At 54.6% G+C, this 15,047-nt stretch carries 14 protein-coding genes; 3 read left to right on the forward strand and 11 right to left on the reverse strand.

The genetic code is table 11. The annotated features are described in order from the left end of the window. A complete protein-coding gene (locus tag JOE25_RS20380; RefSeq protein ID WP_209638325.1) occupies positions 1 to 1,308 on the reverse strand; it encodes an MFS transporter in 1,308 nt (435 codons plus the stop codon). Between the two features lie 365 nt (positions 1,309 to 1,673). Between JOE25_RS20380 and JOE25_RS20385 the strand changes: the two genes are divergently transcribed. The 3 genes from JOE25_RS20385 to JOE25_RS20395 all read left to right on the forward strand — a co-directional run bounded on the left by JOE25_RS20385 (position 1,674) and on the right by JOE25_RS20395 (position 4,359). Beyond that, the gene (locus JOE25_RS20385; RefSeq protein ID WP_209638327.1) at positions 1,674 to 2,756 is read left to right on the forward strand and encodes a LacI family DNA-binding transcriptional regulator; all 1,083 of its coding nucleotides are present in this window, start codon (positions 1,674 to 1,676) and stop codon (positions 2,754 to 2,756) included. A 236-nt stretch (positions 2,757 to 2,992) separates the two neighbouring features. Next, positions 2,993 to 4,021 carry a M4 family metallopeptidase gene (locus tag JOE25_RS20390; RefSeq protein WP_209638328.1) on the forward strand — a complete coding sequence of 343 codons (1,029 nt, stop codon included), beginning with the start codon at positions 2,993 to 2,995 and terminating at the stop codon, positions 4,019 to 4,021. After that, positions 4,018 to 4,359 carry a protealysin inhibitor emfourin gene (locus JOE25_RS20395; protein WP_209638330.1) on the forward strand — a complete coding sequence of 114 codons (342 nt, stop codon included), beginning with the start codon at positions 4,018 to 4,020 and terminating at the stop codon, positions 4,357 to 4,359. Before JOE25_RS20390 ends, JOE25_RS20395 begins: the two co-directional genes overlap by 4 nt. A 4-nt stretch (positions 4,360 to 4,363) precedes the next feature. Here JOE25_RS20395 and JOE25_RS20400 read toward each other — a convergent pair whose 3' ends face one another. From JOE25_RS20400 to JOE25_RS20445, 10 genes are all read right to left on the reverse strand, one after another. Then, positions 4,364 to 4,585, reverse strand: coding sequence for a zinc ribbon domain-containing protein (locus JOE25_RS20400; protein ID WP_209638332.1), 222 nt, complete (start codon positions 4,583 to 4,585; stop codon positions 4,364 to 4,366). Positions 4,586 to 4,705: 120 nt separating this feature from the next. Then, the gene (locus JOE25_RS20405) at positions 4,706 to 5,662 is read right to left on the reverse strand and encodes an AEC family transporter (RefSeq protein ID WP_209638334.1); all 957 of its coding nucleotides are present in this window, start codon (positions 5,660 to 5,662) and stop codon (positions 4,706 to 4,708) included. A 98-nt stretch (positions 5,663 to 5,760) separates the two neighbouring features. Further along, positions 5,761 to 7,245, reverse strand: coding sequence for a ribosome biogenesis GTPase Der (gene der, locus JOE25_RS20410; protein WP_209638336.1), 1,485 nt, complete (start codon positions 7,243 to 7,245; stop codon positions 5,761 to 5,763). A 186-nt stretch (positions 7,246 to 7,431) separates the two neighbouring features. Further along, positions 7,432 to 8,613, reverse strand: coding sequence for an outer membrane protein assembly factor BamB (gene bamB / locus JOE25_RS20415; protein WP_209638338.1), 1,182 nt, complete (start codon positions 8,611 to 8,613; stop codon positions 7,432 to 7,434). 11 nt (positions 8,614 to 8,624) lie between these two features. Continuing rightward, positions 8,625 to 9,245: a YfgM family protein gene (locus tag JOE25_RS20420; RefSeq protein WP_037417556.1), complete on the reverse strand. Its 621-nt coding sequence runs from the start codon at positions 9,243 to 9,245 to the stop codon at positions 8,625 to 8,627. A 13-nt stretch (positions 9,246 to 9,258) separates the two neighbouring features. After that, positions 9,259 to 10,533 (reverse strand): histidine--tRNA ligase, encoded by a 1,275-nt coding sequence (gene hisS / locus JOE25_RS20425; protein WP_209638340.1) that lies wholly within the window; start codon positions 10,531 to 10,533, stop codon positions 9,259 to 9,261. Positions 10,534 to 10,671: 138 nt separating this feature from the next. Further along, the gene (gene ispG, locus JOE25_RS20430; RefSeq protein ID WP_209638342.1) at positions 10,672 to 11,793 is read right to left on the reverse strand and encodes a flavodoxin-dependent (E)-4-hydroxy-3-methylbut-2-enyl-diphosphate synthase; all 1,122 of its coding nucleotides are present in this window, start codon (positions 11,791 to 11,793) and stop codon (positions 10,672 to 10,674) included. 47 nt (positions 11,794 to 11,840) lie between these two features. Beyond that, positions 11,841 to 12,812 (reverse strand): cytoskeleton protein RodZ, encoded by a 972-nt coding sequence (gene rodZ, locus JOE25_RS20435; protein ID WP_209638344.1) that lies wholly within the window; start codon positions 12,810 to 12,812, stop codon positions 11,841 to 11,843. Continuing rightward, positions 12,802 to 13,551 (reverse strand): type IV pilus biogenesis/stability protein PilW, encoded by a 750-nt coding sequence (gene pilW, locus JOE25_RS20440; protein ID WP_209638346.1) that lies wholly within the window; start codon positions 13,549 to 13,551, stop codon positions 12,802 to 12,804. Before pilW ends, rodZ begins: the two co-directional genes overlap by 11 nt. A gap of 87 nt (positions 13,552 to 13,638) precedes the next feature. After that, positions 13,639 to 14,835, reverse strand: a complete 1,197-nt coding sequence (locus JOE25_RS20445) for a bifunctional tRNA (adenosine(37)-C2)-methyltransferase TrmG/ribosomal RNA large subunit methyltransferase RlmN (protein WP_209638348.1) — start codon at positions 14,833 to 14,835, stop codon at positions 13,639 to 13,641. Positions 14,836 to 15,047: the final 212 nt, after the last annotated feature.

Genomic DNA, 15,047 nt, shown 5'->3' on the forward strand with positions numbered 1-15,047 from the left:
TTAGCTATTACGTGTTTTTTTGCCGCCGCGTTCGGCGATCAAAGCAATCAGGAACAGGGCGCCTATCAGGTCGAAGAAGCCCATGGCGATAAACAGCGGATTGAAGCCGACAGTATCGGAGACGGCGCCAATCAGTAGCGTGAACAGGAAGCTGGCGATCCAGGCGCTGGAGCCGCGCATGCCGTTGACGGTCGCCATCTGGTTTTTATCGAACGACTCCACCACCAGCGCACTGAGCATGCAGGAGATCACCTGATGGCCGAAACCGCCGATCGAGATCAGGGCGATCGCCACGTAGGGATCTTTAGTGATCGCGACAAACGCCAGCGAAACCATCATAAATGCGCCAGTGACCGAACTGGCAACCACCGAGTTAACCCGGCTACAGCCGAACCATTTGCGGTACAGCGTCGTGAGATAACCACTGGCAACGCTGCCGATATCCGCCGCCAGAAATGGCAACCAGGCAAACATGGCGATGTGTTTTAAGTCCATGCCACGCTCAGTGGCCAGGTAGAGCGGCACCCAAAAACTGAACACCGCCCAAGCGGGTTCGGCGAGAAAGGCTGGTATAGCGATGCCGTAAAACTTCTTGTTACGGCACAAAATGGCCAGAGACTTGAAGAAGGGTAATCTGGGTAACACGGGCTCGTTATCTTCGCGGATCAGATCCAGCTCCTGCTGGCTCAAATTGGGATGTTGTTGCGGTGAGTGGTAGAACAGCCACCACAGCACCACCCAGATCAGCGCCAACGCACCAGAGAACAGAAAGGCCCCCTGCCAACCAAAAGAAACGTGAGCGATCACGATGATCGGCGGTGCCAACATGGCACCAATAGAAAAACCGACCCCCGCCCAACCGGCGGCAATTGGCCGTTCCTTTTTGGGGAACCAATCAGAAATCGCTTTGGCGTTAGCAGGTGTCGCCGCCGCCTCCGCGCCGCCCATAAAGAACCGCAAGATAGCCAACTGCACCCAGGTACCCGCCCCGGCATGCATCATGCAGACCACTGCCCAGATACTGGCGCAGATTAAAAAGCCCATTTTCAGGCCGATCACGTCGATCAACCAGCCACAAATGGGTTGAAACACCGTATAGGCCAATTGGAAAGACGCAACGACCCAGGAGTATTGCTCGGTGGTCATATTCAGGCTGGTTTTCAACTCTGGTGCCAGAATACCCAGCGAGTTGCGGGTGATGTAGTTAACCGTTACACCCAGTAAAAATAGCGCCAGCATCCACCAGCGCAGAGATTTAAATTTGCGCCGACCGCTCGCCACGGCCGTCTGATTAATTTCCACACTCATCTGTCTGCTCTCCACAACGGCTGCCCGGTGAAACAGCGCGTTTTTTGGTAGGGTACGTTTGGGTATTGAAGGTATGGATCGGTGAAAACGGCGTTGCACTTCAGAGAGACGGGTGCACCATGATCACAACCACATGATTTATTTTCATTTTATTTATAATTCAGTCGAATAATTGGACTGATAAATCTATAAAGTTGGCATACCAATTCAGACTATCTAGCAGAGAACGAGAGCGAAACGTCGTTTTTTGCAAAAATTTTCATGCATAGGCTGAAAGATCGCCATAATGGCGAGAGAAACCTGACAGTACGCTGAAAAAACACTGTGAAAATATTTTCACAGCCAAATTTGAAGGAGATCACAGAATGAACGGAAAGCTGAAAATACAGGAAATCGCCCACCAAACGGGGCTATCGATCAGCACCGTTTCACGCGTACTCGCGGGCAAATCCAACACCAGCGCCGAGGCCCGCCAGAAGGTGCTGGCCTGCGCGCAACAAAATGGCATCCTGCAAGGGATATCCAGCGGGCGACTGATGCTGAACAGCGTCATGGTCTTTGCCCCACAGCGTGCTTTTGACGTTCGTACAGACATCTTTTACTACAAGGTGATCCAGGGGATCACCGCCGCATTGGCGGAACATGAGGTGCGTATCCGCTATTGCGGGCTCGAAGAATTGCACAGCGACGGCGCACTGTTTTTGGAAAAAATGAGCGATCCGCAGACACAAGCCGCGCTGATTATCGGCATCGATGATGAACACATTCATCAATTGGCCGCCGACCTGAACAAACCCTGCGTCTTGATTAACTGCACAGACCGCCAAATGCGGCTCGATAGCGTCTCACCCGACCATCAACTGATTGGGGAATTTTCTGCCAACTATCTGATCCAGCAGGGACACAGCCATATTCTTAACCTGCAATGCCTGCGCCGACACACCATGGAGCTGCGGCTGACAGGCATTAAGCATGCCTTCGCGCGGCATAATATCGCCTTTGATGATGGGCGCCATCTGGTGACAACCTCTGGTTTTGGCAGCGAAGAGGCTGAACAAGCGCTTACCACCTTTATCAACCGGGTCAGCGACCGTTCGCAGCTACCCACAGCCATTCTCGCCGGTGGCGATTACATGGCCGTTGGCGCAGTCAAGGCACTCAACACATTGCAGTTGAGCGTGCCAGGCGATATTTCGGTAATGAGCACCGATGGTTTTAATCTGGCAGAGATTCACGACGTTCCCCTCACCTCGGTACATGTGCCACGCGACGAACTGGGCTATGAGGCCATTCAGCTACTCCAGCGCCGCATGCTGCGGGCCGATGCGCCACCGTGCAACCTGCTGCTGCACGGCAAGCTGGCGGTACGCGCGTCGGTCAAACGCATCAGTGCCCATAAAACCAGCCCGGCGGTGAGCACTCACGATCACCGCCTTTACGATGTCTGAACTACACTTAGTGGCAGAATCTTTATAGATACCCTATAGCTTTCACGCGACAGCCCGGCGATCAGCTCGCTTATCTTCATATTTTAATGTTGGGGGCGCTGTATGCTGCGCCCACACTCATCAGGGCGAATTTATTCGCCCCCAACAGTAACTGGGGCGACAAATCTGTCGGGAACAGATGTAAACGCAGTCGCTAGAAAGACAACCGGGAATTCTTTTGCCTAAGGAGAGCCACTATGCCAAGCCTGACAGCGCGATCGGTCATCCCCCCCTATATGTTGCGACGCATCATTGAACACGGCAGCCTGCCGCAGCGCGACTGCGCATTGCACACCCTGAACCATGTCCAGAGTCTGCTCGGTAACAAGCCGCTGCGCGCACCCGGTGCGAAAACCTCCCGCGCCGGCGTCGTCATCCGCGATATTTTTGATGCCGAAAACGGCACTCAACTGCCCGGCAAACAGGTGCGTAATGAGGGCCAGGCCAGTAATCATGACGTGGCGGTGGACGAAGCCTATGACTATCTGGGTGTCACCTACGATTTCTTCTGGCAAGCATTCAAGCGCAACTCGTTGGACAATAAGGGACTGCCGCTGACCGGTAGTGTGCATTACGGTAAGGAATACCAGAACGCCTTTTGGAACGGCCAGCAGATGGTCTTCGGCGACGGTGACGGGGAGATCTTTAACCGCTTTACCATCGCCATCGACGTGGTTGGCCACGAACTGGCGCACGGTGTGACTGAAAGCGAAGCCGGGTTGATTTACTTCCAGCAGGCCGGCGCGCTGAATGAGTCTCTGTCTGACGTGTTCGGCTCCCTGGTCAAACAGTTCCATCTGCAGCAAACTGCTGACAAAGCCGACTGGCTGATTGGCGAGGGGCTGTTGGCAAAAGGCATCAACGGTAAAGGCCTGCGTTCAATGTCGGCACCTGGCACTGCCTATGACGATCCACTGCTGGGGAAAGATCCGCAGCCGGCCAGCATGAAAGACTATATCCAGACCAAAGAAGATAACGGCGGCGTCCACCTTAATTCCGGCATTCCCAATCGTGCTTTTTATCTGGCGGCAACCGCCCTGGGGGGCTTTGCCTGGGAGAAAGCCGGTTATATCTGGTATGACACGCTTTGCGATAAGGCACTGCCGCAGGACGCTGACTTCGCCACCTTTGCGCGAACCACGGTGAAACAGGCTAAACAGCGCTTCGACAGCACGGTTGCGGACAAGGTACAGCAGGCCTGGCACCAGGTAGGAGTGGAAGAGTGAAACCTTTACCGGCGCTCAATCAGGACACCGTCATTGAGCTGGCGCGTGAAGGCGGCTTTGCCTTTATTCCCAAACTGGCAGGCCAGCGGCGCATTGCGCTGGCCGACATTACGCCGGAACAACGGCAGCGCCTAAACCAGTTGTTGAACCAGACGCTGCCCTACGCGCAAGAAGAAGGCAAACCGGATTCGCCCGGCTGCGGTGACCAACGCTATTTTCGCGTGCAGATAAACTATTACAGCCAAACGCTGAGCAGCGAAATCGTGTTGTTGATTCCTGAAACCAACGCCCCACAGGCGCTGGTCGATCTGTGGAAGACCGGACAAGTGGATGAGTGAATGCTTACAACGGCTGATAACTGAATAACACCCGCTTTTTGGATATCAGCCCGTGGCCGTTCTGGCACAGGTAGTCCACCGCACCGCAGGCCTTCAGCTCTTGCAACGGCTGCCCACAATCCGGGCAAGTGGCCAACTGCTGATAGTCGCTGTTACAGGCGGCGCAATGGTAGTGCCCCTTCATCCACTCCATCGTTTGATCGCATTGCGGACAGTGCGCTTCCATAAAAACTCCCGAAGCCTAATCAATAGGCGTCATTGTCGCAGCCAATTTGGGTGCGGGCAGCCCGTCGCGAGCGCTACCGCAATCCCAGTGTGGCCATTAAAATAGCCTGGTGTACAGGCGTTAGATCACGCCCCATGAGCGTAAGAAGTATATCCCCAGCGCGGTGGTGAAAAACGAACCCACCGTGGTGATGGCGATAATGTTTGCTGCCAGGGTCGCGTTGCCACCCATAGCGCGCGTCATCACATAACTGCCGGAGGCGGTTGGCGTGGCCGAGAAAAGGAAAATAATCCCTAACGCCGCGCCGTGAAAACCGCACAACCAACCGCCGAGGGTCATCAGCATGGGCACCACGAACAGCTTGGCCGATGAAGACAGCGCCGCCACATTGGAAGAACGGAACATGGCGCGCAGATCAAGACTGGCACCGGTACACAGCAACGCCAGCGGCAGCGACAGTGCAGAGATATAACTGCCGGTCTGCTTGATCACTGGCGGAATACCCAAGCCCGTCTGCGCATACACCAGACCGCACACCAAACCGATGATTAACGGGTTAGTCACTATGCTGCGCAACAGCGATAAGCGGCTGATGCGCTTCCCCTGCCCGCCTTGTAAGCTGCGCGTCAGCGTAATCACAGACAGTACGTTGAACAGGATCACCGTCACCGTCAGGTATAGCGAGCCCAGCGCGATCCCTTCGCTGCCATAGGCCGTCATGGCGTATGCCAATCCAACAATGGCAGTATTGGCGCGGAAGCCACCTTGCACGAACACACCCCGTTCGCGCGGCTCCTTAACCAACCACACCGCCGCCATCTCCAGTAACAAGAAAGTGGCCAAGGTCCCAACCGCGCCAAAGATCACCAGCGGCAGGTTGCCCAACAATTGCGGGTGGTTGGTGGCGATACTAAAGAACAGCAGGCAGGGCAACGCCAAATTGAACACCAACCTGGTAGCACCGTCGATAAAGCGATCGTCCATCAAACGCCAATGGCGTAACACTATGCCCAACAACATCATTAAGAGATTCGGTACGGTGACGTTGAATGCAAAACTCCAGGTTTCCCAGGACATGGCGTTCCTTCATCTGATGGCGATAATCTACGGATAATAAAACGATTTCAGACCAATAAAAAAGGGGCGCGGTATCACTACCGCGCCCCTCATACTGATTATTTGCTTTTCTTCAGGTGGCTCATCAAGCGTTTACGCTTGCGCATCTGGTTCGGCGTCAGCAGGTTACGCTTGCCGGCAAACGGGTTCTCACCCTCTTTGAACTGGATGCGGATTGGCGTACCCATCACCTTCAAAGAACGACGGAAGTAGTTCATCAGGTAACGTTTGTACGAATCGGACAGATCCGTCACCTGGTTGCCGTGGATCACGACAATCGGTGGGTTATAACCACCGGCGTGCGCATATTTCAGCTTCACGCGGCGGCCACGCACCAGCGGTGGCTGGTGATCGTCGGCAGCCATCTGCATGATTTTGGTCAGCATTGAGGTGTTCACGCGACGGGTCGCACACTCGTAGGCTTCCAGTATCGATACGAACAGATTGCCAACACCGCTACCGTGCAGCGCAGAAATGAAGTGAATACGGGCGAAATCAACAAAGCCCAGGCGTAGATCAAGCATCTCTTTCACGTGATCACGATCTTCCTCGCTCATGCCGTCCCACTTGTTGACCGCAATCACCAGTGAGCGCCCACTATTGAGGATAAAGCCAAGCAGCGAGAGATCCTGATCGGAGATGCCTTCGCGTGCATCCACCACCAGCAATACCACGTTAGCGTCTTCGATCGCTTGCAGGGTTTTGATGACTGAGAATTTCTCTACGGTTTCCGTTACCTTGCCGCGTTTGCGCACCCCGGCGGTGTCGATCAACACGTATTCGCGTTCGTCGCGTACCATCGGGATATAAATGCTGTCACGAGTGGTGCCCGGCATGTCGTACACCACAACACGTTCCTCGCCGAGGATACGGTTAGTCAGTGTGGACTTACCCACGTTAGGGCGGCCAACGATAGCCAGTTTGATCGGCAAATCTTGCGGGTTGAAGTCGTCTTCCGGCTCTTCTTCGTCTGCTGGTATTTCACCTTCTTGCTCAGCCCAATAAGCGGCGTTAGCCTCTTCTTCAGTCAGCTCAACTTCTTCCGGCTTTTCACCAACAAACGGCACCAGCACGTGTTCGATCAACTGCGCGACACCACGGCCGTGGGAAGCGGCAATCGCATGCACGTCACCCAGGCCCAGCGAGTAGAAATCGGCGGTGGCCATGTCAGGATCCATACCGTCGGTTTTGTTCGCGACCAGGAAGGTGGCCTTCTGGCGGTTACGTAAGTGCTGGGCAATGCCGAGATCGGCAGGCATCAGACCGGCGCGGGCATCGACCATGAACAGCACGATGTCTGCTTCTTCGATCGCCAACAGCGACTGACCGGCCATGCGTGTTTCAACGCCGTCTTCGGTACCGTCAATACCGCCGGTATCGACGATGATAAATTCATTACCCTCAACTTCTGCACGACCATACTTGCGGTCTCGCGTTAGCCCGGGGAAATCCGCCACCAGCGCATCGCGCGTATGTGTTAAACGGTTAAACAAGGTGGATTTACCCACATTCGGGCGCCCAACTAGCGCGACGACAGGTATCATTGTGAAGCCTCATTACTTAATAATCAATGCGTTACTGCACTATGGATAGACACCAAGAGTGCAGCTTATAAAATACGAAACGGCCCCTGAACCCTCAGGAGCCGTTTTCCCCTTTATCTTTCGTGTCGCAGCGGCGTTGACTGCACCCCGAAATTTTGGGTACTGAAAAGGTTGCGACGATCGGCGTTATCGGGTGAAAGCGTAAACTTTTCCGCCCTTCGCCTGGATGACCAGCTTATCGCCAGCGACCATCGGTGCAGACAGGAAGCCGGAGCTGTCCACTTCCTGCTGAGCAACAAAACGGCCGTCCGTGGTGTTGATCCAGTGCAAGTAACCTTCAGAGTCACCCGTCACCAGGAAACCATTATACATGACTGGCGGGGTCAGGTTGCGGTGCAGCAAATCGCTCTGCGTCCACACGGTCACGCCGCCTTCGGTGCTCAACGCCACTACGCGGTCGTTTTGATCCACCAGGTAGATGCGACCGGCATCAACGATGAAATCGTTCACGGAGCCCAGTTCACGCTTCCACATGATCTGACCGGAACGCAGATCCAACGCCGTCAGGTTACCATTGTAACCTAATGCGTAGACAACGCCTTCAACAATCACCGGCGTCGTGTCGACATCGTTCAAACGATCGATTTCAGTCGCGCCGCTCGGTTGAGAAATACGTTGCTGCCAGATCAACTGGCCCTGCTGCATCAGCACTGCGCTGACGCGGCCGTTATCACCGCCAACAATGGCTGCGCCAAAGGCAACGGCCGGTGCAGACTCACCGCGCAGTGACAGCGAAGGCATATCCAGATTAACTGTCCACTTCACCGCACCGTCAGATTCGTTCAGCGCCTGCAGCAAACCGTTCGAGGTGTGGATCAGTACCATACCGTCGCTGATCACCGGACGCGAAATCGCTTCACCGGCAACCTTGGTCTGCCACGCCACTTTACCGTCTGCGGTATTGAGTGCGTAAACGACGGCTTTCTCACTGCCAACATAGACTTTGTCGCCGGCTACCGCCATGCCACCTGACAGCAGCGCCGGCAGGTTGCTGGACAAGAAACCGGTTTTCTCAGAGAGATCGACCTTCCACTTTTCATTACCACTGTCCGCGTCCAGCGCTTTCACGATGCCATGGCGATCGGCGGCATAAATAGTGTTGTCCTGGAAAGCGGGACGCAGGTGAGAATAAAACTCACCAATACCATCACCCACCGAGGTGCTCCACGCTTTGTTTGGCGTGAACTGATTTTCAACTTTCGGCAGCGGCGACATGGTAACCACGTCTTCTTCACTGTTAAACAGTGAGCAACCACTCAGCAAGGCAACGGAAACCAGTCCGACCAAGAGTGTTTTACGCAATTGCATGGGAATTCCCCTTAGCTGGACAAGTTATTCAATTTCATGCGCAGCAGAACCTGCAGCGCCTGAGAAGCGTTAGACTCAATGCCTTTACTGTAAGCCTCGCGTGCACCTTTGGTGTCACCTTTAGCCAACAGCACGTCGCCGCGCGTATCTTGCGCCATCGCCGCCCAGCCTTCGCCTTTCACGCCATCCAGCGTTTTCAGCGCGTCATCCAGCTTTTTCTCCTGCATCTGAACACGAGCCAGACGCAGATTGATTATCGCAAGCAGGTTTTCGTCTTTGGTCTGACCTTGAGCCAGCACCAGTTGTTGATCCGCTTTGGCAAAGTCATTCTGCTCAACAAAATGCTTCGCCAGCTCCAGCGAGGCCAGCACGCCGTAGCTGTTGCTGTTGGCCTGAGCAAACTTCTGCGCAGCGGCCACGTCGTCCGGCTTACCGTCAGCCAGACGATCGCTGGCTTCCTGATAGGATTGGGACGCAACCATCATGTTGGCATTTTCGTGGCTCTGCCAGTAACGCCAGCCGACCAGGGCACCAATTCCGAGCACCACGCCCACTGCCAGCGCTTTGCCATTTTCGGCAAAGAACCGACGCACGGCGTCGACTTGTTCGTTTTCAGTGGTATAGACTTCCACGGTGTCCTTCTCCTTAACCTAACATCAAAGCCAGGCGCGCAGCGACTTCGCTTTGCGCCAGCGTTTCTTGTTCACCACTGCGCAGGTCTTTGACGACAACCTGCTGGGCCGCGACTTCGTTCTCGCCCAGGATCAGAGCAATACGCGCGCCCCACTTGTCTGCACGGGTGATCTGCTTCTTAAAGTTGCCGCCACCGTAGTTGGTCATCAGTTTCAGCTGTGGCGCCTCATCACGCACACGTTCAGCCAACTGCATCGCCGCACTTTGGGTACCGGCACCGGAGGAGATCACGTACACGTCAATGGTCGCCGCGGCTTTAAACTCTGGGTTAACTGCCTGAACCAGCAGCACCAAACGCTCCAGGCCCATCGCGAAACCGACAGCCGGCGTTGCACGCCCGCCCAGTTGTTCGACCAGCCCGTCATAACGACCACCGGCACACACCGTACCCTGAGCCCCCAAACTGTTGGTCACCCATTCAAATACGGTACGGTTGTAATAGTCCAGACCACGCACCAGGCGTTCATTGATGGTATATGGGATACCCGCCTGAGCTAAAAGTTCACACAGGCCGTCGAAGTGAGCCTTGGATTCTTCATCCAGGTACTCGGAAAGACGTGGCGCGTCGTTCAACAGCGCCTGCACTTCCGGGTTTTTCGAGTCCAGAACGCGCAGCGGGTTGCTGTACATGCGGCGTTTACAATCGTCGTCCAGCTTCTCTTGATGCTGTTCCAGGAACGCCACTAAAGCATCACGGTAGTTCGCACGCGCTTCCAGCGAACCGATAGAGTTCAGCTCCAGCTTGACGTGCTCGGAGATGCCCAGGGCTTTCCACCAGCGGGCGCTGAGCAAAATCAGCTCGGCGTCGATATCCGGGCCTTGCAGGCCAAACACTTCTGCACCCAATTGATGGAACTGGCGATAACGGCCTTTTTGCGGGCGCTCGTAGCGGAACATCGGACCGACGTACCACAGACGCTGCTCCTGATTGTACAGCAGACCATGTTCAATGCCGGCGCGTACGCAGCCAGCAGTCCCTTCTGGACGCAGCGTCAGGCTTTCGCCGTTGCGATCGTCGAAGGTATACATCTCTTTTTCTACGACGTCGGTCACTTCGCCGATCGCGCGTTTGAATAACGGGGTCTGCTCTACAATCGGCAAGCGGATTTCGCTGTAACCGTAGCCGCTAAGCACCTGTTTCAGGATGCCTTCAATACGCTGCCATAATGCCGTTTCTTCCGGCAGGTAGTCGTTCATGCCGCGAATGGCTTGAATGTTCTTTGCCACGTGAGTTCTCTGTCCGTTGTCTATAAAAATGAACCCGATTATAGGGACTTTGCCGCCCTGTATTCAACGCGAATACAGCGTTCTGCTCCCGGGTTCATAAACAAGCGGGCTAAAAAGCCCGCCGTATCGATATAATGCTTATTTTTCCAGCAAGTTGACCGCGATGCGATTGCTTTCATCCATCATCGACGCCTTGGCGCGGATTTTGGCTTCCAGTTGGTCAATCATCTGTTCGTTGTCAAAGCGTTCTCTCTGACGCACACCGTCTTCGTAGAAGCCGCTCTTTTTATGGCCACCGGTTACACCCAGCGTGGAAACCAACGCTTCGCCCGGGCCATTGACCACACAACCGATAATTGAAATGTCCATCGGGGTGATGATGTCTTCCAGACGCTGTTCCAGCGCGTTCACCGTGCCGATAACGTCAAACTCCTGGCGTGAACAGGTTGGGCACGCGATGAAGTTAATGCCGCGAGCGCGAATACGCAGAGATTTCAGAATGTCGAAACCGACCTTCACTTCTTCTACGGGATCGGCGGCTAATGAAATACGCAGGGTATCGCCAATGCCTTCTGACAGCAGCAGCCCCAAACCGATTGCCGACTTCACTGAGCCACTGCGAGCACCGCCCGCTTCGGTGATGCCCAGATGCAGCGGTTGATCGATGCGTGCGGCCAACAGGCGGTAGGATTGCACGGCCAGGAACACATCGGATGCCTTGACGCTGACTTTAAACTGGTCAAAGTTGAGACGATCGAGGATATCCACGTGACGCATGGCAGATTCGAGCAGCGCTTCCGGCGTAGGTTCGCCGTACTTTTCCTGGATGTCTTTTTCCAGCGAGCCACCATTTACCCCGATACGGATCGGGATATTTTTATCGCGTGCGCAGTCCACGACTGAACGGATACGCGACTCGTTACCGATATTGCCTGGGTTGATGCGCAGGCAGTCAACGCCGTATTCAGCAACTTGCAGCGCAATGCGGTAATCGAAGTGGATATCAGCGACCAGCGGCACGTTAACCTGCTGCTTGATCAGCTTGAACGCCTCGGCGGCATCCATGGTGGGAACTGAAACGCGGACAATATCAACGCCCACACGCTCCAGCGCTTTGATCTGATTAACCGTTGCTTCAACATCGGTGGTACGGGTGTTAGTCATCGATTGCACGGCAATCGGCGCACCATCACCAATAGGCACATTGCCGACGTAAATTCGCGTTGATTTTCGACGGTTGATGGGCGCTTGGTTATGCATTACTTACTCTCCATTGTTGCCCTGACTCAACGACAATGGCCGCGCAATTACTGCGCGGCAACGGTCAGACGAGCAACACGGTTTGACTTAACAAACCGGCTTAAATCAACCGGCTTACCTTGATATTGAATCTGTACTGCGGCCGGTGCGCCGATGGTCAATTTGTACGGCGCGGTGCCTGCCAGGCTCAGCTTGCCGCCATTCTTCTGGCTGCCGCTGTACAGCGTTTTACCGCTAGCATCGGTCACCTGCAGCCAACAATCGGCGGTAAAGTTCATCACCAATGCGTTAGGATCAACAGCCGCTGCAGCCACGCCCGCGTCTGCGGTCGGCAACGGTGAGGCTGGCGTTGCAGGCGTTGTCTCAGGCAGCGTCGTCTGGCTTGGTGAAACGACAGCAGGCTGCTGCGCAGTTGCACCGCCGGTAACGGCCGGAGTCTGTGACGGTTGTGAAACAACGCCGGTATCAACCGGCGTAGAACCATTGTCAGCCAAAGGTGCACTGTTGTCCGCATTGCTGTCGGTCAACGGCACTGATTGGCCTTCACTGTTTTGTGAAAGCTGGGCAGAGGATTGATCAGCCATCGTGACGATCTCTTCCTGCTGGGCCTTGTGGTTTTGCCACCACCAGGCGCCGGTCAGGCCAACCACCACGAACACGATCAACCACGTGAAGCTCATCAACCAACCGTCGCGTTTCTTGCGACGCTTGCCCAATGAGAAGCTCTGCATTGGCGCAACCTTTGCCACCTTCAACGGAGCCTGCTTGGCCAACATCGGCAGCAGTTCATCCTCTGGCAAACGCACCAGCTTGGCGTAAGAACGGATATAACCGCGCACAAACGTAGAAGCCAAATCTGCGGAAAGATTGTCTTCTTCGATGTCGCGCACGGTAGACATTTTGAGGCACAGGCGTTCTGCAACGGCCTGTTGACTCAACCCGAGTTGTTCACGGGCCTGACGCAGACGTTCGCCTGTCGTCATTGATACGGTTTTATCTTGGGAGGCTTCAGTATTCATTAGCTAAGAACTGCTGGTACTGTTTGGATTGTGGAAAACTTCGCGATAACTGCTTGCCATAGCGTTGCACGCTATCTTGGCGCCCGGCTAACGCGGCGAAACGAATCTGTAACCATAAGCTGTCGGCGCTAGCCGGCAAAACATGTTGATAACTATCCAATAAAAGTTGCGACTGCGCGCGCTTCCCTTCTCCAAATTGCTTTTCTGCCTCCACCAACAGTGGAGTGCCTTTGTCCGGATCGACCTTCAGCGCACGCGTCAACAAGATGCGTGCTTCGTCGTTCTGTCCGGCCTTGAGAAAACAGTAACCTGCGTTTTCCAGGCTGTCGGCAACCTGACCGTAATCCGGTGCTACTGCCGCAGCGCTAAACTGCTGTTGTGCCGGTACATACTGCCCTAAACTGCAAAGAAACGCACCGTAATTATTCAGCACAGTGCCATTGCCCGGCGCAAGTTTGAGCGCCTGCTGATAGCGTTGTTCAGCTGCGACATTCTCGCCAATCTGCTGCTCGTAGAGCGCCATCCCCAATTGGGTCCGGTAATCCTGTGGGGCAGCGTCCGCCGCCTTCTCCAGATTCTGTCGCGCGGCATTTAAATCGCCCTGCTTCAGATATTCCAAACCCAGTTGCAAACGCGTTTGGCCCGCTTCCGGCTGCGCGTTTTTTTCTTCCGGTGCTGAACCGGAACAGCCAGCCAGTAAACCAGCCGCCAGCAACGTACCCCACAGAGTCAGCTTCATGCCTGCATTCATTTCCTTGTCTAATGTTACCTTGGCGTCAATTCGCATAACAGACTGTAAGATAACAAAAAAATCATGCTATAGGATTCAGACCGCACGCACGTTGATAGGTTCCCCGGCCATTTTCTTTTTCAGGGTACGCTTGGTGCGGTCGATCACTTCACCCGCCAATTGCCCGCAGGCGGCATCAATATCATCACCACGGGTTTTACGAACAATAGTCGTAAAGCCGTATTCCATCAACACTTTGGAAAAACGATCCACGCGGCTGTTGGAGCTGCGGCCATAAGGTGCGCCAGGGAACGGGTTCCATGGGATCAGGTTGATCTTGCACGGCGTATCTTTGAGGACTTCCGCCAGTTGGTGAGCGTCGTCAGTGCTGTCGTTGATATGATCCAACATGACATACTCGACCGTCACTCGCCCCTGATTTGCATTGGATTTTTCCAAATAACGGCGGACCGCAGCCAGGAAGGTTTCGATATTGTATTTGCGGTTGATCGGCACGATATCATCGCGGATCTTGTCGTTCGGCGCATGCAGGGAGATCGCCAAAGCAACGTCGATCATATCGCCCAATTTATCCAACGCAGGCACCACACCCGAAGTAGACAGGGTCACGCGGCGCTTGGACAGGCCAAAACCGAAGTCGTCCAGCATGATTTCCATCGCCGGAACCACGTTGTTCAGGTTGAGCAATGGCTCGCCCATGCCCATCATCACCACGTTGGTGATCGGGCGTTCGCCGGTGACTTTCAGTGCACCGATGATTTTCGCCGCACGCCACACCTGGCCAATGATTTCGGACACGCGCAGGTTACGGTTGAAGCCCTGCTGCGCAGTCGAACAGAATTTGCATTCCAGCGCACAACCCACCTGGGAAGACACACACAGGGTCGCACGGTCGCCGTCCGGGATATACACGGTTTCGACCTGCTGGTCGCCAACTTTGATCGCCCATTTAATGGTGCCATCGGCTGAACGTTGTTCTTCCGCCACTTCAGGTGCGCGGATCTCGGCAACGCTTTGCAATTTATTGCGCAGGACCTTGTTAATGTCGGTCATCTGCTCAAAATCATCGCAGCAATAGTGGTACATCCACTTCATTACCTGATCGGCACGGAAGGGTTTCTCGCCCATTTTGGCGAAGAATTCACGTAATTGCTGACGGTTCAAATCCAGCAGGTTAATTTTGGCCACAGCCGGTGTTTCCGCGTTAACGGATTGAGTAGTCAGCGAATTATTTTCAGACACGATGTGCTCGGACGTGATGGGTTCTAACATAATTGATCTCTGGCCTCGTTGTTACACTTTATGGCGCGAAAGAGTTGAAAGTAAGTGCGTCGTTCAACCCGCATAGATTGCGGAGACGGCGCTAAAAGCGCGCCCCTGACAAGACGACTCATCAGGGGCGCGGCATTGTACAAATTTTAGTAGCAGCTTTCCACGTCTGAAAGGCATTCAAGGCATTTTTATTGTTTCAGCCGGTGAATGCC

Source organism: Serratia sp. PL17 (assembly GCF_017832355.1).
Taxonomy (GTDB): Bacteria; Pseudomonadota; Gammaproteobacteria; order Enterobacterales; family Enterobacteriaceae; genus Serratia.